Origin of the sequence: Paenibacillus sp. PK1-4R, assembly GCF_030369595.1 — a bacterium.
GTDB lineage: Bacteria > Bacillota > Bacilli > Paenibacillales > Paenibacillaceae > Paenibacillus.
In genome coordinates this window covers 2,184,037-2,208,615 of sequence record NZ_CP126535.1, presented here as the reverse complement: position 1 = coordinate 2,208,615, position 24,579 = coordinate 2,184,037, and the positions used below count along the sequence as shown (strand labels likewise).

Annotated in this window: 11 protein-coding genes; 3 read left to right on the top strand and 8 right to left on the bottom strand. The window is 44.2% G+C overall.

Annotation, left to right across the window (positions count from 1 at the left end; translation table 11 throughout):
• Positions 1–12: 12 nt before the first annotated feature.
• From QNO02_RS09630 to QNO02_RS09605, 6 genes are all read right to left on the bottom strand, one after another.
• Positions 13–2,703 (bottom strand): winged helix-turn-helix domain-containing protein, encoded by a 2,691-nt coding sequence (locus QNO02_RS09630; protein WP_289391894.1) that lies wholly within the window; start codon positions 2,701–2,703, stop codon positions 13–15.
• A gap of 185 nt (positions 2,704–2,888) precedes the next feature.
• On the bottom strand, positions 2,889–4,238 hold the full coding sequence (locus QNO02_RS09625) for an FAD-binding oxidoreductase (RefSeq protein WP_289391893.1): 1,350 nt from the start codon (positions 4,236–4,238) through the stop codon (positions 2,889–2,891).
• Between the two features lie 174 nt (positions 4,239–4,412).
• The gene (locus QNO02_RS09620) at positions 4,413–4,940 is read right to left on the bottom strand and encodes a MarR family winged helix-turn-helix transcriptional regulator (RefSeq protein ID WP_091032375.1); all 528 of its coding nucleotides are present in this window, start codon (positions 4,938–4,940) and stop codon (positions 4,413–4,415) included.
• Positions 4,941–4,984: 44 nt separating this feature from the next.
• Positions 4,985–5,794 carry an alpha/beta hydrolase gene (locus tag QNO02_RS09615; RefSeq protein WP_289391892.1) on the bottom strand — a complete coding sequence of 270 codons (810 nt, stop codon included), beginning with the start codon at positions 5,792–5,794 and terminating at the stop codon, positions 4,985–4,987.
• Between the two features lie 247 nt (positions 5,795–6,041).
• Positions 6,042–8,465, bottom strand: a complete 2,424-nt coding sequence (locus QNO02_RS09610) for a flavocytochrome c (protein WP_289391891.1) — start codon at positions 8,463–8,465, stop codon at positions 6,042–6,044.
• A gap of 13 nt (positions 8,466–8,478) precedes the next feature.
• Positions 8,479–9,096, bottom strand: a complete 618-nt coding sequence (locus QNO02_RS09605; RefSeq protein ID WP_289391890.1) for an NADPH-dependent FMN reductase — start codon at positions 9,094–9,096, stop codon at positions 8,479–8,481.
• 176 nt (positions 9,097–9,272) lie between these two features.
• On the opposite strand from QNO02_RS09605, the gene QNO02_RS09600 reads away from it, so the two are divergent.
• Together QNO02_RS09600 and QNO02_RS09595 are read left to right on the top strand one after the other, a co-directional pair.
• Positions 9,273–10,202 carry a LysR family transcriptional regulator gene (locus tag QNO02_RS09600; RefSeq protein WP_289391889.1) on the top strand — a complete coding sequence of 310 codons (930 nt, stop codon included), beginning with the start codon at positions 9,273–9,275 and terminating at the stop codon, positions 10,200–10,202.
• A gap of 9 nt (positions 10,203–10,211) precedes the next feature.
• Positions 10,212–11,150 carry an FAD:protein FMN transferase gene (locus QNO02_RS09595; RefSeq protein ID WP_289391888.1) on the top strand — a complete coding sequence of 313 codons (939 nt, stop codon included), beginning with the start codon at positions 10,212–10,214 and terminating at the stop codon, positions 11,148–11,150.
• Between the two features lie 158 nt (positions 11,151–11,308).
• Here QNO02_RS09595 and QNO02_RS09590 read toward each other — a convergent pair whose 3' ends face one another.
• Positions 11,309–12,094: a hypothetical protein gene (locus QNO02_RS09590; RefSeq protein ID WP_289391887.1), complete on the bottom strand. Its 786-nt coding sequence runs from the start codon at positions 12,092–12,094 to the stop codon at positions 11,309–11,311.
• Positions 12,095–12,357: 263 nt separating this feature from the next.
• On the bottom strand, positions 12,358–20,406 hold the full coding sequence (locus QNO02_RS09585) for an immunoglobulin-like domain-containing protein (RefSeq protein ID WP_289391886.1): 8,049 nt from the start codon (positions 20,404–20,406) through the stop codon (positions 12,358–12,360).
• Positions 20,407–20,854: 448 nt separating this feature from the next.
• Here QNO02_RS09585 and QNO02_RS09580 point away from each other — a divergent pair, with 448 nt between their 5' ends.
• Complete coding sequence (locus tag QNO02_RS09580; RefSeq protein ID WP_289391885.1) at positions 20,855–24,475, top strand: S-layer homology domain-containing protein; 3,621 nt, start codon at positions 20,855–20,857, stop codon at positions 24,473–24,475.
• Positions 24,476–24,579: the final 104 nt, after the last annotated feature.

The window sequence follows — 24,579 nt, the reverse complement described above, 5'->3', positions numbered from 1 at the left end:
AAGATACACCCGTTACAGGAGTTTCCATTCACGTGCTTTTGCCACTGCTTCGGTTCGTCGCTTCACCTGCATTTTGTCAAAAATAATCCGGTTATGTCCTTTCACGGTAGGCAGTGCAATATGAAGTATCTCACTAATCTCCCGATTGGATCTTCCCTGCGCAATGAGATGTAATACTTCGAGCTCTCTCACACTTAACGGATCAATTCGCAGTTCAGAAACGTACGGATATACATCTGTCTCTTCCGAAATCATTTCTATTCTGTTGTCCTCAGCTTCATCAAATGCAGCCAGTAATTGAAGCAAATATAAACGTGAGTCACCGCGTGCTGTTATCCTCTTCAAAAGGCTGTACACAACAACACCTTCGTCTACAAATACACGAATGAAGCCTGCTGGCTCTGCCATCATCATTGCCTCAGTCAGGAGCTCCATACCTTGTGTTCTATTTCCATGTTCCTCATGGATAACCGCCAGAAGGATTGTTGCCTTGAGCTGTTCATCCTTGAAGCCTTTGGTTATGGCCAAGCGAAGACAGGATTCCATCATACCAAGTGCCTCCAAGGTGTTCCCCTGCTTCAGCAATACTCTGGCCTGACTAAGCGCATGATTTCTGTCCCATGATAATCGCATTGCTTTTTTCAGATCGCCCTGACGAAGGAGCACAAGAACGTATGCAGCAGTAATATCAGGGATCACCTTTGTAAAATTTAACCGTTGGGCCGTTTCGTTGATTCTATCTAACATGATAGCGGCTTTATGAAGATCCGCCTTCGCAAGCGTCACTCGGGCGAGCCATAATTCACTTGCAACAACCCTGTCCGTCTGGACAAATTGATGTGCCAACTGCACGCTCTGTTGAGCGTGCAACATCGCCACATCAAGGTTATTCCATTCATAATGAACTCGCGCCAGACCAAAATGGGCTTCACATGCAATGGGCAGCGGTGGCTTACCTGCCATATGTACCACCTGCTGATAGGCTTCAGCCGCCAGGTGTAGCTGATTGTTGGATTCCTGCATATTCCCCATGCCCAGTGTCGCCATCATCGTGATGATATGATGTCCGATCCTGGTACTGTTCGCTAATGATTCCTCGTAGGACAATTCGGCTTCCACACGTTTTCCCTGAAGCTGATATGCATATCCTAATGTCCAAGCTGTTGCTGCACGAATGGGCAGATTATGAGGATGCAAATATTTGAGTGCTCGAAGTGACTCCGTAATAATTGTATCCGCATCGTGCCGGCTGACAGCCAGCGTGGCTCGGATGGAAGCGATATGTCCGATGAGATCAGAATTGATCTTTTCAGGTTCCGTATTTTGTAACGCTTGTTCAGCAGACTGCAATCTGGGTTCCACGTCTATCATATGTCCTGACACTAATAACGCAGCCGCATGCATCACCCATAGGGAAGGTATTGAATCCTTTTCTGCTGAGGATAGAGAACTCAACCATTGCAAGGCAGGAACAGCACCCCCGCGAAAAAGAAGTGGTATACCTTTACCTTCCAACAGATTCGATGCCCGATGAGTATCTGCCGCAGCTACAGCATGATTGAAAGCCTCCAGCTCCATTTGGTGCTTCTCATACCAGATGCTCGCTCGCTTATGTATCTCAGTAACAGACAGATCGGTCTCAGCTGAGCCGGCGTAATTTGAATTTTGGTGTACTCTTGTACGCAATAAATCTGCAAACAGATGATGGTAACGATACCATCGCCTCTCATTATCTAGGGGAACGATGAAAAGATTGGCTTGCTCCAGCCACTCCAACATGTCCTGTCCGGTAAAATCAACGGATTCATGTTCCTTTGGTTCATCTATATCAAAGATCGCATCACACAATGAACCGCATAATCGATCCAACATGCACGTTTTCAACAAAAAGTTCTGTACCTGTTCGGTTAGCCCTTGTAATATTTCTTCCATTAGATAGTCCAGTACAAATGGGTCCCTGCCACTGAACGTTTCCATAAAGTGATTTGGATCAGAAGAACCCTGCATGGATAAGGCCGCTAACTGCAACCCGGCAACCCAGCCTTCTGTTCGTTTTTCAAGGAGAGCGACATGTTCCTCTGAAAGTTTCAATCCCATGACCCGATCCAAAAACTCACTGCTTTCGGCAGAAGTAAAACGCAGATCACTACCACGTATTTCAATCAATTCCCCCTTTGCCCGTAGTCGAGCCAAAGGTAACTTGGGTTGCTGACGCGTAGTCATGACGATATGCATATGCGGGGGCATGTGCCTCAGTAAGTAGACAAGCGCTTGATTGATCACTTCTGAAGTCATGAGATGATAATCATCCAGAACAAGTACAAAATGATTTGTTATTTCAGAAACTTCATTAAGAAGGTATGTAATAATGGTCTCGAGAGGTGGCGGCTCGGAAGATTGAACAAATCCCATGATTCCTTCAGCAAGTTGGGGGACAATCGTCTGTAACGAAGCACATATATATGTCAAAAAACGTGAAGGATCGTTATCCGCTTCTTCCAGCGAAAGCCAAGCTGTATCTATTGAAGAAGACTTAACCCATTGATTGACTAGTAGTGTTTTTCCTGATCCTGCAGGAGCAGAGACCAGTATAAGTTTAGCGTGCATCCCCTCGCCCAAACGGACATACAGGCGGGGACGATCGACTACATGGGAGCGCTGAACTGGAATGGTTAATTTCGTAGATAAGATCGGTGCATACATGAGCCAAACCTCCATTCAAGGGTCTCGAACAGCAACTGTATCGTTTCATATATCGTTTTGGCATCTATACTACCATAAAAATCAAAAAGACACGCCATAAAAGACGTGTCTTTATTATTAGTAGTACATCGATGAATTTAACTTCTGATTAGCACTAGCTGCTAGTATAAATGAATGGCTCTACCTTATACTCTCCGAGCCGGCGTGATGCTTTGCGGATTGTTAAACACATTTTTCGGGTCATACTTGGCTTTGACTCTCCGCAGTCTGGCATAGTTGGCTCCATAGTACACTGGACCGGAATTCTTGATCCCTTGGTCTGGAACGTTGATATAGGAACCCACAATGTATGGTTGCAATTTCTTGCGAGTATTACGAGCGAGTGCAATATTTTTGGCGGCATGGGATGGTTTGAGCCACGTACTGGTCCATTCCACATAGAACTTCTCTTTGCGCCAGAAGAACGCGGTAGATCTAGGTGATTTGCGACTTACCGCTCCGCCCCAGTTGAGGAAATAGAACCCGCCTGGTCCCTCTTCCAAGTTCTCCAAAAATGCGCGCATCGATTTAATCGCTTTGTCGGGGAATGGTTTTCGTCCAAAACCGGACGAGAACTGGTTGCTATACCGTTGAGTCTCGGTCGGATCAGGTTGTAATAAGAACTTCACAACTTCTGTGTAAGGTAACAAACGAACAATGGAACTTGTCGGTTTGCCAACACTCGTAATTGGCTGTAATAAACGGAGAGCCTCTGTTTTAGAGCCTAAGAACAGCCCTTCCATAAGGACGTTGCCACCCTTTTTCGGTCCGATGGACAACTCGCTGCCCAGTCTCGTATCCACAGAGGGAGCCCACCTCTGCCATACTTTAAGTACCTCCTCGAATTGAGACCATAGCCAGGTGATTTTAAATACAGTCGCCTTCGCTGGAGCACGGCGCACTTTGAATTTGTAGCGGGTGTATACTCCGAAGTTACCACCGCCTCCTCCCCGAGAGGCCCAGAAGAGATCTGCATTACGATTTTTATTGGCCCGAATCACTTTTCCTTTGGCGTCCACCATCTCTACCTCAAGCAGGTTATCACTGATAAGACCGATGGTACGCTGGAGAGGTCCAATTCCCCCACCTAATGTAATTCCACCGATCCCTACAGTAGGGCTGTCACCAAAAGGAGCTATGAAACCTTGCTTGGCAAGGGTATTCGCAATTCTTCCAACTCGGTTTCCTGTTCCAACAACAACCGTTCCATTTTTTTTATCAAGTTTGATGGAATTCAGATCACTCACATCAATCACAATTCCGCCGTTAACCTGTGAAAGATTAACCTCAAGTGCATGCCTGCCGCTTCGCGGCCTGATCGGTACATTATTTTCACGAGCCCATCGGATAGCGTTGGAAACATCTTTCGTCTTTTGGGCAAAAACAAAAACTTTAGGATATTTGTCGGTATGCGGGTCCCAGTTCTTGCGCGCGGCTTCATATCCTGGATCACCCTTGTAAATAACCCGTCCGGTAAGCTTTGTTGATGATTTCACACGTCCCACTCCCTGCTGAATAATCGTCCTACAGCCTCTACTGCATCAAGCACTTTATACTGTATGACGGACATTCGCGGAGGGAATGGGCTGGTGCCCTTAATTTCAAGGTTCGTGTTTCGGATTGAGTTAGGCCACAGAACAGCCTTGAGGAAAATCCCTTTTATCTCGAAACTAGTCGCTGCCCGAATCGGAATCAATTCTGATTAACTTGCGTGCTTCCTGTTCTTTTTCACCATACCAGACGAGCACGTCGGCAAATAAATCCATGATGCGAACAAAGTTCTGCTTATCCACTTCTGAAATCTGATCTGCATACTTGAAAATCTCATCAAAGCAAAGCTCCCTTACAAATTCGGTATACTTCGCATATACCTCGCGACCTTTCGGCGAAGGTTTGACGTATATGTCTTTGCGGTTACCGCTTAGATGAAATTTTTCGAGCAGGCCTTTTTCCGTCAGATTCTTCACGTTCTTGGAAAATGTACTGCGGCTTACGCCCAGGCGTGCCGCCATTTCCGACATCTTCTCTTCTTTGTCCTCGGCTTCCAGAATGTATTCCAGCGTCTGAATCTGTGAAGCCGAGAACATCATGTCTGTACCATAACTTCGCTGCAGCTTATAGGTATTCGAGTACGCATTACCGTATTTGATAATTTTCTCAATCAGTTCCCGATGGTCGCCCATCCAATCTAATTTCATGAGTAATCCCTTTCATATTCAGATTCTCTCTTACTCTACTGAAATCAGATTCGTTTTTCAATCCATGTAATTGCTTCTTCAATAACATCATCACGAGTTGGTTCATTAAATATCTCATGCATCAGATGAGCATATATTTTGAGTGTTTTATCCGTCGAAGCGATATCGCCGTAAAAATCACGGGAATCCTTTTCGCTGACCAGTCCATCATTGGCTCCATGCAGTACAAGCACGGGATCTGTAAACTGTTTGGCGTTCTCCTTGAGCCATGTTATGCCATTTCCCAGACTGTTAAATAAATCTACAGAGATCTGCTTTTCCACCAGCGGGTCATTTGCGTAAGCGGATACAACTTCAGGATCGCTGCATACACCGCTGCCCAGCTCATTTGGGAAATACGTGCCTGTAGGAAGATCCATCGGCAGTTCTCCGGCAACTTTTGTATTGTAACGAGTGAGCGCTCCGGATAGCACGATGCCTTTAACCTTGCCAGGATATTTCGTTCCAAAGGATGAGGTTGCAAAACCGCCCATACTATGTCCGATGACAAACAGCGGAAGATCTCCGCTCTCTTGCAATGCCGCCTCGACAATGACATGAACATCTTCAATAAGATGATCAAATTCTTTATAAAACGTTCGCTGTCCTTCCGATCTGGCATGACCGCGATGGTCAAACCGATATACGTTAAACCCGCGCTGGCTCAGCTTCTCTGTCACATAAACGTAGCGCCCTGCATGCTCAGCTAGTCCGTGTACAATAACGACAGCGGCTTTTGCATTTTCTACTGTATCCTTGCTGAAATAAAGCTGTGTACCGTCAAAGGATTGAATCTTTGTCTCAATTTTAGTCATCGTTTCCCCGTCCTTTTTGTGATGTCCAAGCTTAAGCTCCGAGAGATCATTTCCTCCGCCCTACCATGGACACGCTTATTATTATTTCACTTAAAAATGATATTGTTTCTCACAGAAACAATATATCATCCGACATAACTGTTGTCCACAGTAATTTTAAAGCGTTTTCAAACAAATAAGTATCACTGCTATGAATCATAAAAAAACCACTAAACACTCGAGAATCCTTGTGTTTAGTGGGAGGCTTTTAGTTCATTTCATCAACAGCAGTCTTACCTGCGATTCGTCCAAAAGTAAATATGTCTGTCAAGGCATTACCACCTAAACGGTTGCCTGCATGTATACCTCCTGCTACTTCCCCAGCGGCATACAGATGTGCAATCGGCTGACCGTTTTCATCCAATACGCGAGTTTGGGTGTCGATCTTAATTCCGCCCATGGTATGGTGAACCGCCGGTTTTCTAGGTGTGGCATAGAATGGAGACTTCTCGACTTTTAAGCTAAACGTATCCTTATGAAACTCCGGATCAAAGCCCGCATCCACATATGAGTTATACTTATCAATCGTATTTCTAAGAACTTCAGGTTCCATATTGATTTTCACTGCCAGTTCTTCTATGGTATCGGCTCTGAACAAGGTACCTGCTTCGACTTGACGGTCTATCTTTTCCTGACTTGTATTCGCTGCGGTTTTCTTGATCTCGTCATCCGCAATCAGGTAAAATAAACTTCCCTGCTCGATTGCCGCTTTTGTTAAGACATCTCGTCCAGAGAATTCATTAACAAATCGTTCTCCCTTTTTGTTCACAATGACAAAGTTCTCAGGTGGTACTTGCAGTCCACTGAAGAGTTCGCCCGTTTCCGGATCGGCTACCGGCATCATTTGAGTGAAGCCCATGCCTGTCAGTGCTGCTCCTGCACTCTTACCAAGCGATATTCCATCACCAGTCATCGCATAGGAATTTGTTGTTTTGATATCATCGTCAATATGGCTCCAGTACGTGTTATATTCCTTGAGCATCTGTGTATTTGCACCAAAACCACCACTAGCAAGAACAACCGCTTTAGCATGAATGGTAATTCTCTGTCCGTTAACTCCGGTTGCGATGACACCTGTTATTTTTCCATCTTCGATGATCAGTTGTTTGACCGGGCTATCTGTAATAATTTTTCCTGAATGCTCTTCTACATATTTGCTAAGTGCAATGATAAATGCAGAGCCATAACTTTTCACAGGTTTATGACCACGGCGCCAAAGGGCACCCACTGGAGCAAACACGATGCTTTTATCGTATTCAACACCGATATCCTCAAGCCATTGCACACTTTCCAAGGCATAGTCTGTAAGTACTTTAACCAGATCGTACTGTCCATAGATCGTGTTTCCATTCAGGTCCGTTCGTTTGCCCCCGAAATACGTTTGCATTCTGTGAAGCAGCGGGGAATCAAATAAATAAGCCTTTTCTGTGCCGAACTTATCCTGATACGCAGTAAACTCTTCTTTGAGTGCATGAAAATCATCGATATATTCCGGATGGATCAAGCTCTCATCGGTACTTAATAAATTCTCAATCGTCTGTCTTTCCCCTGGATTCTCAGTGAACTGTTGTTGCCATACAGGATCTGCAGCATTAACAGGACCACCTGAACGGATCGTGTTTCCCCCAACAGCAGGATATTTCTCAAGCACAATCGCACTTGCTCCATACTGTAAAGCTGTAGCAGCCGCACTGAGTCCAGCGCCGCCGCCTCCTACAACGACTACATCACAAATATATTCCTCATCATTCTTCATCTGACTGCTGGCAGGTTTTGGACGTCTTTTCAGAATATCCGGGTTAACTCCGGCAAGTTTAACCGCTTTGGATACACCGTTAATCACAGCGTTACTTGTTTCAGAAGCACCAGAGAGAGCATCCACATTCAGCGTCTGACCCTCGATAATTTTATTCGGAATTCTTACAAAAACAACATCCGCGATACCTTCGGTTTCTCCCGTGGAATCAATATCGATGCTTTCGATCCGATTTTCACTAAAGGATACCTTCATCGGCAGATTGCCACTATGACCTATGGCATTGACCTCATACACACCGGGATTATAAGTGAATTCTTCTTCTTCGTTCAGCTGATTTGAAATTTTGGCAAACCGAAGGAACCGCAGGAAACATGTTTCCAGGAAATCGATCGTTCCTTCATTGTTCAGGTTGCCTGATTCGTCAAATGCTTTATGTGCGCTGCCAAGCAAAAATTCATACCCTGGCATCACATTAGCTTCGACACCTGGTGCATCCAGAATTTGACGAAGATGCAGCTGTGCACGCGAGGAACCTTGTGTTCCCTGTGACGCACCTATGATCATCACGGGTTTTCCAGCCAGCGGATGGATTTCAAAGCTCAACCATTCCAGCAGGCTTTTAAGGGATGAAGGGATGGAATGGTTATATTCTGGAGTCGCAATAATGACACCATCACTTGCCATAATTTTTTCATTAAACGATTGTATAATTGCACTGTTTGTTTGGTTATCGGACTGATTAAACATCGGAACATCTGTAATATCGAGGATTTCAATGGCTGCTCTGGACTCAAAATGCTTTTGTATGAATTGAAGCAGCTTGCGATTATACGATTTCTTTGCATTTGTGCCAACGATCGCTATGATTTTCATTGTGATTAGCCCCCTACTCTTGCCAGGAAAATTTCTTCGTTTTTTTCTTCAACGTCCGTTTTGACAGCAGTTCCGTAGTGATCTCCGTAAACAAAACAAACTCCCTGAAGATTTCGTCAAGCTCCGCTACTTTGTCAGCGTCAATGAGATTACCACTGCTATCAAATGCACTCTGTGATTTTCCCAAAAGAAACTCGCTGCTAGGCATCATTCTCGCACCAAGCTCAGGCGAATCCAGGATTTGTCTAAGATGTGCTTGTGCCCTGGAAGAACCGAGTGCACCATGTGAAGCACCCACAATCAGAACCGGCTTGTCTTTCAAGGTTTGAGTGGTATAACTGATCCATTCCAGCGCACTTTTCAGAACGGCAGGAATCGCATGGTCATACTCAGGAGTAGCGATAATGACACCTTTCGCTCTAGAGATTTGATCTAATAAGTCTTGTACCTTCACAGGAATATCAACTTCAGCATCCTCTAATTCATCTTTTTCAATAAAAGCAGGCAAATCCTTAATTTCAAACAAGTCAATCTGGGCTTCACTAAAAAAATGCTTTTGCATAAATTGAAGTAACGTCCGGTTGGTTGACACATCTGAATTTGTGCCTACGATTGCTAAATAGTTCATCATAATCCCCTCTCTGTCATTCAAGATGATGTTCGTAAATGTCAGACTCGTTCTTTCGGCATAACTCTAACATTCAAAGCTCAAATGATCTAATAGTTATTCATTGCAGTTTGATAACTAATTTGTTATAATCACCTCAAATTCAAAGTTTGTTACTTTTTTCACAAAGGGTGAGGAACATGTCTAAGTTAGAATCTCAAGATATCTTGTGTTACATTGACAGCCTATTGAAATACAGTAACTATAGCAGGGCCGCACAATCCCTTTACATATCTCAGCCCTACCTCACTAAGGTTATCAAGAAAATCGAAAGTGAATTGGGCTGTGAGCTAATCACTCGCAACAAACTTCCGTACCGATTAACCGAGCAGGGAAAAATATATTATCAATACCTAACGTCACTCGAACATAGCTACGCCAAGCTTATGAGGGAAATCTCATATGTATCGGATCTCGACAATAAAGTGTTACGGATCGGCATTCTTCCGAGCCTCGGTGCGTACTTAACGCCCCTTTTTTTACCAGCTTTTCTGGAGCTTCATCCTGCTTATAAAATTAATCTTGTCGAGGATTTACCTGAAAAAAATGAGAAACGTCTCCAAAATAATGAGTTGGACTTCTGGATCGGGCAAAATTCAAGCAGTATCTCCCCTAACTTGAACTCGTTTAACTGGGGCAGGCACAGTTACCAGGCCATCATTCCGCGTTGCTGTGAATTATATCAAGAGAATGTTGCAATTATCCCGGAGGGCACGATTGAGATTAGCACCATTTTGAATCAACAGCTTATTCTAACGTCCAAGGGTTCGGCAATCCGAAAACAGATTGATCAATTGCTCAGTGTCTACAAGATACAGCCTAATATCGTGATGGAGAGCAAAGAAATTTACACGGTACTGAAGCTGGCAAAGCATAATTTAGGTCTGACCTTTGTGCCTGAAAGTATCCATATCAAGGAGTGCCCTTCGGAATACAACATCTATCCAATCCCTATAGAGAAGATGAGTCTGGATTATTTTATAGCCCATCATGGAGAAAAAAAGCTGAATAGCGTGGATCATGACCTCATCCATACTTTTCTCAATCACGGACAACAATGTGCAATATAGGAGGCTATCATGAAACCTTTTACGAGAACGATATCGCTTATGGGAACTAACATATCCCTCTATATCGAGGGGACAGATGCTGAAGAGCTTGCCGAGGAAGCCGTGAATATGCTCGTCCGTTATGAACAAGTGTTTAGTGCCAACAGTGAGCAATCGCAGCTTGCCATGCTAAAAAAAGAAGCCGCATCACATCCGCTTAGAGTAGACAAGGAACTGTATGATCTTATTAAGATAGGCAAAGAACACAGCCTGAATAAGGATTCTTTTCTGAATATTGCGATAGGGCCTTTGATCAAATTGTGGAGAATTGGTTTCCGCGAGGCACATGTGCCGGAGGATACAGAGATTAAAGCGGTGCTGGAGCTCTTGAATCCGGAGCATATACAGCTTGACGATGAGCAGCAAACGGTTCATTTATTCAAAAAGGGCATGGAAATTGACCTTGGAGCGATTGCTAAAGGTTATTTTGCCGATCAAGTTATGTCATTTTTCAAAAAAAACGGAGCTGCATCAGCTATGGTCGATATGGGCGGCAATGTTTTGGTTCATGGCGATTCTCCTACCGGGTCCAGTCACTGGAAGGTTGGAATTCAAAATCCCTTTTTACCTAGAGGAAATGCAGCAGCACTCGTTAGTATACGCGAGCAATCCGTTGTTACATCAGGAATATACGAGAGAGTTTTAGAGAAGGAAGGGAGTCAGTACCATCATATATTTAACAGCAGAACAGGTTATCCCATCAAAAGTAATATTGCTTCGTTAACGATTATTGCGGATAAATCGCTGGACTGCGACATATATACTACAGAATTGTTTGGGTTAGATGCGGTCTCGATTATTCATAAAGTAAATAATATGAAGGATATCGAAGCTGCCGTAATTACGACGGATGGAAATCTGGCCTATACCGATAATCTTAGGGGAAGAATTGAGCCTGTATTAAGGTAAGTTAACAGCTACTTCTTTAAGCCAGGATCTAACGGCTTTTTGCGTTATACATTACAAATATCGTGCCGTTCTTTTACAAAGAAAAAGCCCCCTGCAAAGCGGCAGGAGCCTCACCTCAATCCAGTTCAACATATCTCTCGTCAGCAACTTAGATATATTTAAACAGATAAATTTTGTAGGAATCGAATAAACTCTACTGCCGCTCCACTAATGAATACAAAGATAATAGCCCAAAACATAATGTCACCTTTAAACAAAGTCTTAATTGGTTGAAGAGGTTTGCTTGCTAGTATCTTATAGATTAATTTAAAGTAAGTAGCCAAATAGAATACTATCATTATTAATCCACCAATTTGAAACGTTAAAAAAAGTGATGCATTAGGGTTGCTATTATGAAGTTCCCATAATGTTTTAGGTGCAGAACTCACTTCAATTTGACTAAATTTACTTAATGCACTATCAAGTTGATCTGGTGGGTATATCGGATGATTCGATAGAATAATAAGCCCAGACAGGATAATCCAAACAAGCAGTATGTAAACTTTATACCCTCTTGAAAGAGAAACTTTCAGAGTAACTACTAACAAAGCTGTCAACACCCCAACTATCATAACTATAGAAGATATGTCGATAATAAAAGCTCTGTACTTAACATAATAAAATATCAGTATCGCTGACACAACTGATGCTGCAATTCCACCAGCAATTTTCATAGCTGAGTCATCTTCTTGATTTATTAGTTGGGGCTGAGCTATTGGGGTAACAGTAACATGATTATGATTTTCATACGTAGTCTTACTTTTATCAATGATCTTTGTCTTATTAAAACTACCATTAACATTACTATTATGACTATTCCTGTAACTTACTTTGTTTACTGTAACCAACAAACCAATACACGAGATAACGATACTTATTATACCTAACCACGTACTTAAATCCATTTGTGTCCCTCCGATTACTTTTTCGTCCGTTAGAAGTTATATAGTTATAGTATCCTATTCCCTTGGGGGAATCCAGAAATTATCCCCCCTACGCCAAAACCCCAGCACCTTAGGAGCCACTTTACGGCGTTAAATTAAACAGATAAAAAAGTGGACGGAAAAAGTTCTTCCGCCCAACTTTTTTTGTATCAAGTATTTATTAGAGCACCCACATTTCATATTATCAGAGTGAATCAATAGCAACTGCCCTATACTTAACGTGTCTACATCAAACCCAACACATTATAGATCATCACTGCTGCTTCTGCACGGCTAGCATTCTTCTTCGGTGCAAACTCATCGTTGCCTACACCGTTTATTATGCCCGCCCCCTGAATTGCCTCTACCGCTTGCTTCGCATAACTTGCGATGTTTGCTTCATCCTTGAAGGCTGTAACTTCACCACTTGCTAACGCTAGTTGCTTCATTTGGATCGCCTTGTATACCATAACCGCCATATCTTCTCGTGTAATGTTCTCATGAACTCCGAATCTTCCATTTGGTTTCCCATTCACAATCCCCAGCTTCTGCGCGGTTGCGATATTTCCATGGTACCATTCTCCTTGCTTCACATCACTAAAACTTGTCGTTGCGCTCTCATCCGATAACTCAAACATATTCATCAGCATGGTGATGAATTCTGCTCTTGTCACTTGACCATTCGGATTAAACTCGCCGTCACCTACACCCTTCACAATACCTCTTGCTCCCAATGCTGAGATTGCATCCTTCGCCCAGTCTTGGGTCACATCCTTAAAGCTCGTTGCAACATATGCTACCGTATACTTGCTTAGATACGTTGGCTTGAACTCTACTTTTCCTGTCGCTGCATTGTATTTACCATTCGTCACCACTCTTAACTCTCCGTTGTCCTTCACATCGTATACGACGACGTTGTTTGGATTTTCGTTAGCCTTTAGTGTGTATGGCAATTCAATCACGAGATCATCTCTGCCATCAAACTCTGTAAGTTTCTTACCATCCATCGTTAGCTCGATATCGTATACGACTTCACCGTTCAGCTGAGCTGAGGCGCCAGCTGGCAGTTGATTAGCTGCGATTTTCTTAATCGACAATCCTAACGTTTTCCCCGCATTTGTTCCTGTTCCAAGCAGTTCGGTTGCCACGGTTACGACTGCAGAGCCTGTGTTGATCTCGATGCGATCTACCGTAGAAGATCCACTTGTTAAACGCGGATCTACGGCTAGCTCAATCGTTAGCCCGTTCAAGCTTGCATCAGCTTCAACTCGCATGTGTAACTTACCGCCTGTCGTTTGATCAAGCGCACGCTTCATTGTATCCGCACTTAACTTCACTTCAGAAGTACCGCTCTCATTTACAACTGGCTTAATGTTTATTTGACCATTGTCCATGACCACTGGCTCACTTCCACCTGGAGCTGTTGGTACTGTAGGTGCAGGGATGTTACCGTCACCGCCACCATTTCCATTACCACTGCTTGGTGCTTGTGGTGTTCCATCAACCGATGATGTTACCGTTACCGTAGCGCTGGATGATAAACCACCATCCACTGTAGTTACTGTAATCCTTGCTGTTCCTGGTGCCACGGCTGTTACTTGACCTGTCGCACTTACAGTGGCTACAGCTGTATTGCTTGAGCTCCATGTTACTGCTTTTTTCGTTGCATTAGCTGGTGTTACCGTAGCTGTCAATTGCCCTGATTGACCTTCTACGATGGACAACGTCGTTTTGTCCAAGCTAATTCCGCTAACGGGTACGTTCTTCCCATTGAGTGCATCATACTCACTTTGTGTAATTGGAATTACCGTTCCGTGACGCGGACTAGCTGGTAAGTTGTAGTTAGAAGATAATGTCCAGGCACCTGATGCAAGATTGGTTGTCTCGAATGGAACATAACCTCTTCCACCAAACTCATCTACTAATAAATACCATTTTTCATCTGTATTCGATTTGAAGATCGTTGGACCCTCGACCCATTTGATGTTACCAACGCCTTGATTAATCATCTTGAAGGTTGGATCTAAGATCGAGTCACCCACCTCTTGGAAGATCATCTTGCCAAATGGAGCAGAAGCTCCGTTGTTTTGCTCATCCTTCGTAAAGCGATACACTTTTCCTTCATGCTCAATCATCGTTGTGTCAATGATGGAATATCCATAATCCAAATATACTTGCGGTTCCGTAAACGTATAGAAATCTCTTGTCTTGCTATACATCATTTTTTGATAAGCACTGCCTGTATGAGATGCATCCTCAAACATTCTTGATGCCCAAAATACGATATATTCACCCGTTGTCTTGTCGTACATAATTTCTGGTGCCCATGTATTACCCGCTTCTTCCGGTGCAACCTCTACCATGCGTTGATCTGTCCAGTTGACTAGATCATTCGATTCCCAAACCATAATGGAACGACTGCCCCATGTCTGTGCTCTACCCCAGTCACCATTGCCGTTAATTTTCAGATCGGTAGCGATCATGTAGAACTTATCACCTTCAGGCGAACGAATAATGAACGGATCACGTACACCCTTTTCCCCTAAGGTAGAGGTCAATACAGGTTTACCATTATTCAATTCTCGCCAGTCCAACGGATCATTACCGTTACTTAGTGCAAAGTAAACTTGCTCGCCTGTTGCAGTACCTTCTCCAGTGAAATATGTGAAAAAGTATCCCGCATAATTTTCATCAGCAGGCAGTTCCTTCACCTTTGCAATGAATTCCTTCGTAGTGGATGCTGAATTTAATGTAATCGTAGCTGTAAGCTTCACGTCTACATTTCCACTACCGTGTGCCGGACGTTTTACTTCTCCAGTAACTGAAACGACGTTTGTTTGTACAGAAGCCCAAGTAATTGTTGTTCCATATAGTCCGGATGTTGGTAATTCGATATGGCCTCTTACATCATTAATGTTATGAACGACTAGTGCTGCTTTTGCTTCATCTACAGAAGTGCCATCGTTTGGCAATGCCTTAACCGTCAACTGAAAAGTTTTGTTAACTGTCTCTGTACCATCTGTAAATACTGCTGTTAACGTTACAACTTGATCACCTTTTGCGTTAGCTGGTCTAGTTACGGCACCTGTAGTTGAGATGACATTCCCCTTATCTGAAGTCCAGCTTATTGTTGTGCCATAAGCACCTGATGTTGGCAATGTTACATTGCTTATAATCGTATCTTTTGATGCATTAGAAGCAAGAAGATCATTAATCGTTAATTTCTCTGTCGCAGCCGATACAAGCATGCCCTCCATTAAAGCAATCTTCTGATCTGAATGGGCCTTAAGTGATGTAATATCTGCCGCAGTCATAGCACCATCATAGATTTGGAAGTCTGCAATCATACCACCGAAGTATGGATCAGCTGGATAGAATGACTTACCGATATATCCACTACTGCCTGAAGTATTTTTTATTTGTTCTAGTGTCATTCCATTCGTTGAGCTTGATGCAACAGCAACACCATCAATATAAAGCGTTAGTGTACCATCCGTGCCTGAAACAACAGTTGTAACTACTTTCCATTCATTATTCTTTAAGCCCGTGGTAGAAGTTGATGACTCATTATTCCAAGCATTCGTCGCGATACCAAGGCGAGCTAGACCGTTAGCGTTATAACGTGGTGTGAAATACGTATAGTGCGTGTTATTGTCTGGTCTTCCTAATGCATACAACCACTCCGCAGCGTTTTTACCGCTCCAGTTCACAATGGATGAAACGGTCATATCCGTTAATCCATCGAGTACTCCTTGTGGTAGCTCTACATAAGAGTTAGTTGTGCCACCAGTAAAGCTTAGTACACCAGCATCTTGTGTACGAATCCATTCAGCTTTAGACGGATTCATCCATTTTCCGTTGAAGTTTCCTGTTTGGTCAATAACCATGGCACCATCGATATCATTCATATCGTAGTGAAGAATGAGCTCTGCCCCAGATGGCTGCTCTACTGGAGGAGTAACGTCTTCATCAGCTAATGTTGCAATCTCTTCAACGGATAATGCACGATTATAAATACGGAAATCATCCAATTTACCATCAAATAAACTATGAGAGCTGTTTCTCGATTTACCAATATAATTCATCGTTGTTTCCAGTAACATTCTCGGCTCAACGTTAAATGTCGAGCTACGTTTAACCTCTTGACCATTCACATACAATACTGCATCAAATTCATCCATTGTAATGGCAATATGCTGCCAAGTCTTCGTTGGTAATAGCCCGGAATTTCTCACCGCATATTTATATTCTGATCCCAGTCGCGTGCTGTCACTGCTAAATTTCTCTGTAAAAGGTGTTACGACAGCAAACTCCAGACTACCTGTATCCCCTTGTGTGCTCAAGTACATGGTATTGCGGTTAACCTGTCTGCCTGTTTCAGAAGCAAAATCAAATATTCTTTGATTTGCTTGATTTCTGTCCATTTGAACCCATGTAGAGAACGTAGCCTTCTCAAGATTCAAGGATTGAATCAAGTTATCTGGCAGCTTCACATATCCTGTTGATCCATTAAGTTCTAGTGCACCACCAGCTTTACCGATACGATCCTCTTCATTAATCGTTGCTCCACCTACTAGTGTTGCGTGATGACCATTACCAGAAATGTCATTCAACGTTGTACCATTCACTGTATTTGCATCAAATGAGTAATGTACAACCGGGTCTGTTGAAGGTGCTGGACCTTTCCATGCATACTTCTCTTGCAAAGCATCATACTCTGCACGTGAGATTGGAATTACCGTTCCGTGTCGTGGTCCTGGCGGAAGTGCATATTGATCACTACTTAATACATTGTTCATATATTGCGTGCTACTATCCAGATCTGTTGTATACCGGGCATGATATGGCCATGAATCAAGGAACAGATACCATTTGTCTTTATTATTATCCTTAAAAATCGTCTGCCCTTCGTTGTTTCCATTATTTCCGATCAAGCCAAGTTTATTATCACGTGTACCAGGAACAGCGTCGTATTGAAGGCCGTTAGCTGCAATATTGTCCTTGTCATCGTAAAAAGTTGGTGCTTTCTCCACATACACTTTAGTATTCACTTCTGACTTGGTGAATCGGTACAACATATCATTATGCTCAATAAACGTCGTATCAATGGTTGGAAGTGACTCATCAATCATGACCTTTGGCTCAGAGAAGTTGTAGAAGTCTCTTGTTGTTGCGTAATACATCACATTGTACTGACCTACAGGTCTTCCGTTATAATCACCATATGTCTCTGTGTTTTTCATCGATGATGCCCAAAATACGATATACTCTCCAGTTACTGGATCATAGATAGCTTCTGGTGCCCACGTATTTCCTCCAGTCTTAGGAGCAACCTCGATCATACGCTGCTCACTCCAATTTACGAGATCCTCCGACTCCCAAATCATCATGTAATGACTACCCGTAATTTGAGCTTGGTCGAAATTTGTACTTTCACCCATTTTCAAATCGGTTGCCAGCATATAGAATTTATCACCTTCTGGTGACCGAATAACGAATGGATCACGAAGTCCTTTTTCACCCATATCGGATTGAAGGATCGACTTACCATTATTCAGCGCTTTCCAGAACAATGGATCTTCAGCTGTAGCGAAGGATATCTCTTCACCACCCTCATATTCACCTGTAAAGTATGCAAAGAAGTAAGCATCATGCTGTACTGGCGCAATTGCTTGTTTAATCGTAACGTTAAACGTAAGCTCTTTAGAAGCTGCACCATTCGTAATTGTAGCTATTAGCGTAACGGGCGTATCCGTAGCTTGACGGCTTACCCAGCCTAGCTGTGTAGTATTACCAGCCGCTTCAGCCGTTCCTTTAACAACTGCCGGTCTGCTAGATACCCATGTGATTGCGGAGCCTTGTTCACCTGTAGTGACAAGACGTAAGTTACCTTTAACGTTGTCAGCATTGTAGATCTCTATCTGTTCAGCGTCTAAATCAACCTTCTGCTGATCATCGAATTGCTTCAAGATCGTAACAGGGAATATAGCTGTAGTCGATACGCCTTGATACGTTAAAGTAGCCGTAAGCTCTGCCTGAACATTACCTTCCTGAACAGCTGGACGTTTTACAGTGCCACTGTTAGAAATGACATCAGGATGACTAGAGCTCCAAGTAATGCTCACACCGTTTTTACCACTTGTCGGTAATGTAACGTTTCTCGTTATCTTATCGGTGCTCTTATCGCCTTCACCTAAGTAACGACTGATGTCAAGTTGATTCGCGGCATCATCAACAGTGAGCTGACGTATTTTTGAGATGTGAGTTGCTCCTTCTTGTTGATATAACTCGCCTACTTCTTGCTCCGTCAAGGCGCGATCATATACTTGAAAATCAGCTACGCTACCTTGAAGATACGGATCGTTCGAGAAGATTGACTTACCGATAAAACCAGAGAACGGAGCATCCGAATTAATAATTTCTGACAGCTTTAGTCCCTTCGCATTACCTGAAGCAACCTTAACTCCATCCACGAATAACGTTATCCTATTGCTAGCTTCGGACAAGGACACCGTTACATGCTTCCACTGCCCACCGATCAGGTTTGAGTTTGCGCTACCTGTAACTAATGCTTCGTTTGGCCAGCCATTTTTAGAGATACCTGTAGCAATCATATTACCTGATCCACTACCGTGACGTGGTGTTACGAAGAAATATTTGTTCGTTTCTGGTGTTAACACAGTACCCAAACCGAAGATCCAGCGATTCGTCCCATCATTCGTCCAGTTCACGATTGAAGATACTGTAATCTCATTCAGACCGTGTAGTAGATCTAGTCCATTTGAGCCCTTAGGAATCTCAACATGCCCACTATTAGATGTAGAGCTTCCACCATTGAAGGAAACAAAGCCAACCTCACTGTTTGAAATGAATTGTCCATTGTTTGGATTTCTAAATATTCCGTCAAATGTAACTGCCTTATTGGCAACATCCTTCAGTACGAGTTGACCGTCTACTTCTTCAGTTGTCTTCATGTTGTAATGAAGAATAAGATCATCTTTTAGCGATTTTCCCTTAACGGTAAGGGCTGATGAAGCTGTAAACTCTCCATCTTCCGTCTGTACCGTAATTGTGGCTGTACCTTCACTAACAGCTGTAACTTTACCCGTTGAATTGACAATCGCTACACTGGAGTCACTAGATGTCCAGATAACTCTTTTATTCGTTGCATTTGAAGGTGAAATAGTAGCCACTAATGTTTCGCTGTCCCCCACTGATAAAATAAATGTAGGTTCATTAAGCGAAACATTCTTAACGGCAATCTGCTCAATAGAGTCATCCTTAGGTAGTAAGGTAACAATAAACTCCTTCGTTGCCTGGCTTCCACCTAAAGAAATGGTTGCAGTTAACGTCACTTGTTGTTCCATTTCTCGTAAGAACACTTCACCAGTTGGACTAACCGCACTCTCATCACTAGAAGTCCATGAGATCATTGCGCCATTCTTATCTTCAGTAGGTAGTTCAAGAGATTCTGTAACTGCCGATATATCACCTAACGTTAGCTCTATTTTGCCTTTTTGTACTTGCTTGTCATTAAATGATTGTTCATATACTACAGCGATATCTTCATTATTTAGTGCCTCTCCGTAAATTCTTAAATCTTGAAAGCTGCCCGCAAAAGTAGCATCCCCTAAATAATTGGAGCGACCGATGTAAGCATGCAAATCCGTACCAAAACTTGCTGTTGTTTTCTCTTTGGCGGTCGTGCCTATATGAACACCGTTAATATAACCTGTAATAGAGCGTTCTGTAATAACCGTCGTATAGTGAACCCATTGACCTTTGTACTGTGACGTAGAAGTGCCTGATACCCCTACCTCAGTCGTCCAAGGCTGGTCAACATTATTGCTATTCGTAAATACTGACTTAAAATCACCACTTGGATTCGATGGATTCAACATCCAGTAATTTGTTGGCAAGTTATTGCCAGCTGCTGGCGTACCGTAGAATAATGCTGAGTAGTTCCCACTCCCCGTGTTGCTCTTGATCCATACAGAAATCGTTGTATTTTCTTGATGATCAAACAAACCCGTAGGAAGCTGAACGTAGTTCGTATTACTATCTGTTCCCCCAGGTAGAGTGAGACCATCGGTGTACGTAATATTTCCTACGGCCGTTCCATGCTTTTTATTACCTGATATATCCTGTACATCCTCAAGCAATGGATAATGCGCCAACATCGTTGGTGTTATTGTGTCCGCTGAAGCTTGATTGCTAAATGGCAGAACAAGACTAAAACAGCTACTAAAGGTCAAAAGAAAAGCTAACATTATGATTGATATTCGCTTCCGCATAGCATTCTTCCCCTCGTTTAATATTCAAAAGCACGTAATCCTTATTTCATCTTTAAAACAAGACCACCTCGTTTCAAGGAGCTAAAGAAACACCCTGAAATGAATGCGCTTACATTTCTCCTCATATTACGTCTTCAACACTTCTAATTCAATGTAGTTTCTTGTTAATAAGGTGGATTTTTTTATTGCAATTTGAAATGAATGCAGACTGCAACACTATTGATATGAAGCAATCTACATGCACAGATGCGTACAAGATTATCAAAACAATAAAACGGCATCTCTGCCGTTCTAGATGTTTACGTATGGTTTATGTGTAAATTAAAGGATTGAACCCCTGATAAACTTAATATATATAGTTGGGCGCTTGTCATATGGACAACGTGTCCGAAATCGATGCGGTAAGCCGTGGGCGCACCGGATCGAAAAATAAGGAGGATTTTCATTTATGCCAAAACGATTTAGCAGAATGCTCGCGTTCCTCTGTTGCTTGGTAATGGTGGCGTCGCTAATGCCTACCAGCTATGCCGCCGCCACTGACAACATCGAGAACGCAGAAGCGAATGAAACACCCACCGCCATTTTTGGAACTCCCGAACTCGGGTCAAACGACCCACTCTGGGGCCAGACCATGGAGCATCACATCAACAAAAGCACTGTGCCCACCGACCCAAGACCCCATGCCACGGGCACAGCCAGAATCCTTTGGGATCATGACTATCTGTATGCCCGCGTAGTTGTACAAGACAGTAATCTATATCAGGGAGCCGGTGGAGATCACCGATACGACAGTCTGGAGTTTTATGTTGGCACCGGAACCTCAGGCTCAAACCAATGGCGCGTCAGCGCGACGGGTGTGTTTTCAGGGCAGGCCGCTCCAGGCAGAGCTGCATGGACCCAGATCACGGAAACAGGATATATCGTGGAGATGAGAATACCCAAAAGAAATTTGATCTTACAGGAGGGAATGCTTACCTTTGAGGTTTACATTAATAACTCAACGGAAAAGGGCGGTGACCGCTATGAAGTCGTTTCCAGTTTCGGAGATCCGGACGCGGCTTATACCAGCTCTGTTTCATTTACAGACAGCCTGCAGCTCACCTTAGCCAATGAAGTGGACAACAGATTATCAATCACCGCAACTGCAGGACCGGGGGGCCGAATAACGTTGAACCCACCCGGCGATGTTCTGAGAATAGATCGAGGCTCTAACAAAGAAATTACGTTTACCCCCGATTACGGCAAAGTTGTGGATACTGTAACGGTAGACGGCGAGATCGTAACTCTATCTGCTGGCACGTATACCTTTACGAATATTGAAACAGACCATACCATTCATGTGACATTCAAAAATGATCCGGACGCGGGGATACTCCCCTTTATCGTATGGAATGACAACTTCGCCAGTGGCGAATACACAACGGCTGTCATCATTGACTTAGGCGAGGGGAAGGCTGCGTTAGGCTCCGAGCTTAATCCGGGCTTGTTTACTTTGTCAGCTAGGAACACGACTCTGAACGGCGAAGCGGTGACCTTTGAAGGACCACGCAAAATCACAAGGGTATACGCTAATGACGAGCCAAAAGTACGCGGCTATGTGGGGCAGGTTAACAATTCACCAGATTATCAAGACGGACTGGCGAGCGGTCGTTACATCGTCGTTGAGTCTGAGTTTTATTCAGAGAGCGGCGGCAATACAACGCTGGATGGCAGCAGTAACTCGACAAAGCAGGTTTACACCATTGTCCAAAAAGGCGAAATCATACTGACAGAAGGAAATCCGCTTCACAACGTGGTTTTTGAACAGGAAAAGGTTGCGAATCCAATCCTCGATAAGTTCACTACTTTCACGGACAATTCGGTCAATCGTTCGCTCTACCTTCACAGGGATGATGATGGTAAGGTGATGAAAGGATTGCCACTGTATGTTTATACTCACGGCATGTCACGCGGCGGCACAAACGCTGCGACAGACCAAAAAGCGGCCATGAAATCCGCCAACGGCTCAGTCGCTCTAATGAAAAAGATGGAGCAAAATCCCGATAAGTACGCCAGCCATGTACTGAATATTTCCTATAATGGCGTATCTGTTCCCTCAACAGAAAATGTTAAGAAGGTCATAGACGCCTTGATTGCTAGCGGCGAAGTAGACCCTAACCGTGTTTACGCGGCGGGCTTCTCCTGGGGCGGCCAGTATACCAACAACTTAGTTAACAGCTATCCTGGCTTCTTCGCTGCCGCTGCACCTATGGCCCCGGTAAGCGGTTCACCGAACGCTAAGGACAATGACGCTCACAACAACCTGGCCTATTGGATGTTTTTAAATGCTCATAATGTTGGAGGCTACCAGACTAACCTCAATAACTTCATCAATAACAATATTCCGAAAATGATCAACGCAAGGGCTTCACGCTTTGAGAGTAATGAGGCTCTTACGTGGCCCTACAATCAATTTGATCAGCCGAATCTGAGGCCTAATCCTGCCAATACACCTGTTATGGCTGATTATATAGCGCATGAAGTTGAAGCAGCGGTTCTTTACAATCAGATAACTATGGGAACTTGGAGTATAGCTCCCACGGCGCAGTCCTCTAACTTGCCGGCTTGGAACAATGACTACACAGATGTCTTTGATTGGATGTTCGCGCAGAGAAAACCGGTCGTACCCGGTGCACCGAGCGGCTTCAAGGCGACAGCCGGTGACGGACAGGTCACATTAAGCTGGACCGCCCCTGCTGACGACGGCGGCAGTGCGATCTTGGGCTACAAGGTATGGTATGGCAACGTGACGCCGGTCACACTGGATGCGGCGGAGACCAAATATACCTTCAAGAACCTGACAAACGGTCAAGGCTACAGCTTCACCATCATCGCGCTGAACGCAAAGGGCGACGGCGCGGAGATCAGTGCGACGACGACGCCGATGAAGACGACGAACCCCACTGTGCCTGATTCTGGCGGCAATACGGGCAACACCGGAAATACCGGCAACATCGGTAATACGGGCAACACTGACAATACGGCCACCGGGACAGACGCTGGAACGCCAAAGTCGACCTACACAGTGAATACACCGAAGGATAAACCCGCGGTCACAGACAAAAACGGCAACACCACCCTCCCCGGCGGCGGCGAGATTGCAACCAAAGGCGGGACGAAGATTAAGGTGCCCGAAGGCACAACGATAGACTCAAACGGTAAGGTAACCATTCCGGCAGACAAGAGCGCCGAAGTGACACTACCCGGCGGCGACAGCACAGTGACCATTTCGGGCGGCTCGACGATCGCGAGCGACGGTACGGTTACAGTAGGTGGCAAAGACGCGCATGTGAACCTGCCCAATGGCAACCGTGTGGATATCCACGGCGGATCGAAGATACGGAGCGGCGGAGCGGTTGTGATAGGACCGAGTGGCGCAAGAGTTGGCTTAGACAACGGCATCTCGCTGAACATCCGTGAGGCTACGGAGCTGGCGTTTGATGACGCCACCCCACTGGGCTTCCTCGTGATAACAGGCAATCCTTTCAGGGATGCCAACATGGACGACTGGTTCTACAACGATATAAATTTCGCCTACACATACGATCTTTTCAACGGCACGACGTCCACAACGTTCTCACCCGGCACCGCAATGACGCGTGCAATGTTCGTGCAGGTACTGGCCAATCTTGAGAACGTAAACCTCTCCAGCTATACGAGTTCCCGCTTTAGCGACGTGACGGACGGACAGTGGTACACGGCGGCAGCCGAGTGGGCGGCCGAAAAAGGCATAGTCAACGGTACAAACGCAGACCTGTTTGACCCCAATTCACCGATGACGCGCGAGCAGATGCTGGTGATACTGTACAACTACATGAAGTACAAGGGCTATGAGATACCTCAAAGACACTCTAAGTCCTTCACGGACGAGAGTGAAATTAGTTCCTGGGCGTTGGAGGCCGTTCAGGCACTGCGGGACATCGGCATTGTATTAGGCAAGCCGGACAACTTTTTTGCTCCCAAAACCACCGCCACCCGCGCCGAAGTAGCCACGATCTTTGTAAGGTTCGTCGAATATCTGGCTAAGTGAAAGCGTATACATAAAAATACAAACCCCTCCGGTTGGACAATATCCAGCCGGAAGGGTCTCCTTGTTTTCAAACTGTACTTTTTTGACAACTCTACGATCAGGAC

What these genes read in the sequence shown, in the direction of transcription:
- QNO02_RS09595 (WP_289391888.1), top strand. Translation starts at nt 10,212, where the DNA reads ATGAAACCTTTTACGAGAACGATATCGCTTATGGGAACTAACATATCC.
- QNO02_RS09630 (WP_289391894.1), bottom strand. Translation starts at nt 2,703, where the DNA reads ATGTATGCACCGATCTTATCTACGAAATTAACCATTCCAGTTCAGCGC.
- QNO02_RS09585 (WP_289391886.1), bottom strand. Translation starts at nt 20,406, where the DNA reads ATGCGGAAGCGAATATCAATCATAATGTTAGCTTTTCTTTTGACCTTT.
- QNO02_RS09605 (WP_289391890.1), bottom strand. Translation starts at nt 9,096, where the DNA reads ATGATGAACTATTTAGCAATCGTAGGCACAAATTCAGATGTGTCAACC.
- QNO02_RS09615 (WP_289391892.1), bottom strand. Translation starts at nt 5,794, where the DNA reads ATGACTAAAATTGAGACAAAGATTCAATCCTTTGACGGTACACAGCTT.
- QNO02_RS09580 (WP_289391885.1), top strand. Translation starts at nt 20,855, where the DNA reads ATGCCAAAACGATTTAGCAGAATGCTCGCGTTCCTCTGTTGCTTGGTA.
- QNO02_RS09590 (WP_289391887.1), bottom strand. Translation starts at nt 12,094, where the DNA reads ATGGATTTAAGTACGTGGTTAGGTATAATAAGTATCGTTATCTCGTGT.
- QNO02_RS09600 (WP_289391889.1), top strand. Translation starts at nt 9,273, where the DNA reads ATGTCTAAGTTAGAATCTCAAGATATCTTGTGTTACATTGACAGCCTA.
- QNO02_RS09620 (WP_091032375.1), bottom strand. Translation starts at nt 4,940, where the DNA reads ATGAAATTAGATTGGATGGGCGACCATCGGGAACTGATTGAGAAAATT.
- QNO02_RS09610 (WP_289391891.1), bottom strand. Translation starts at nt 8,465, where the DNA reads ATGAAAATCATAGCGATCGTTGGCACAAATGCAAAGAAATCGTATAAT.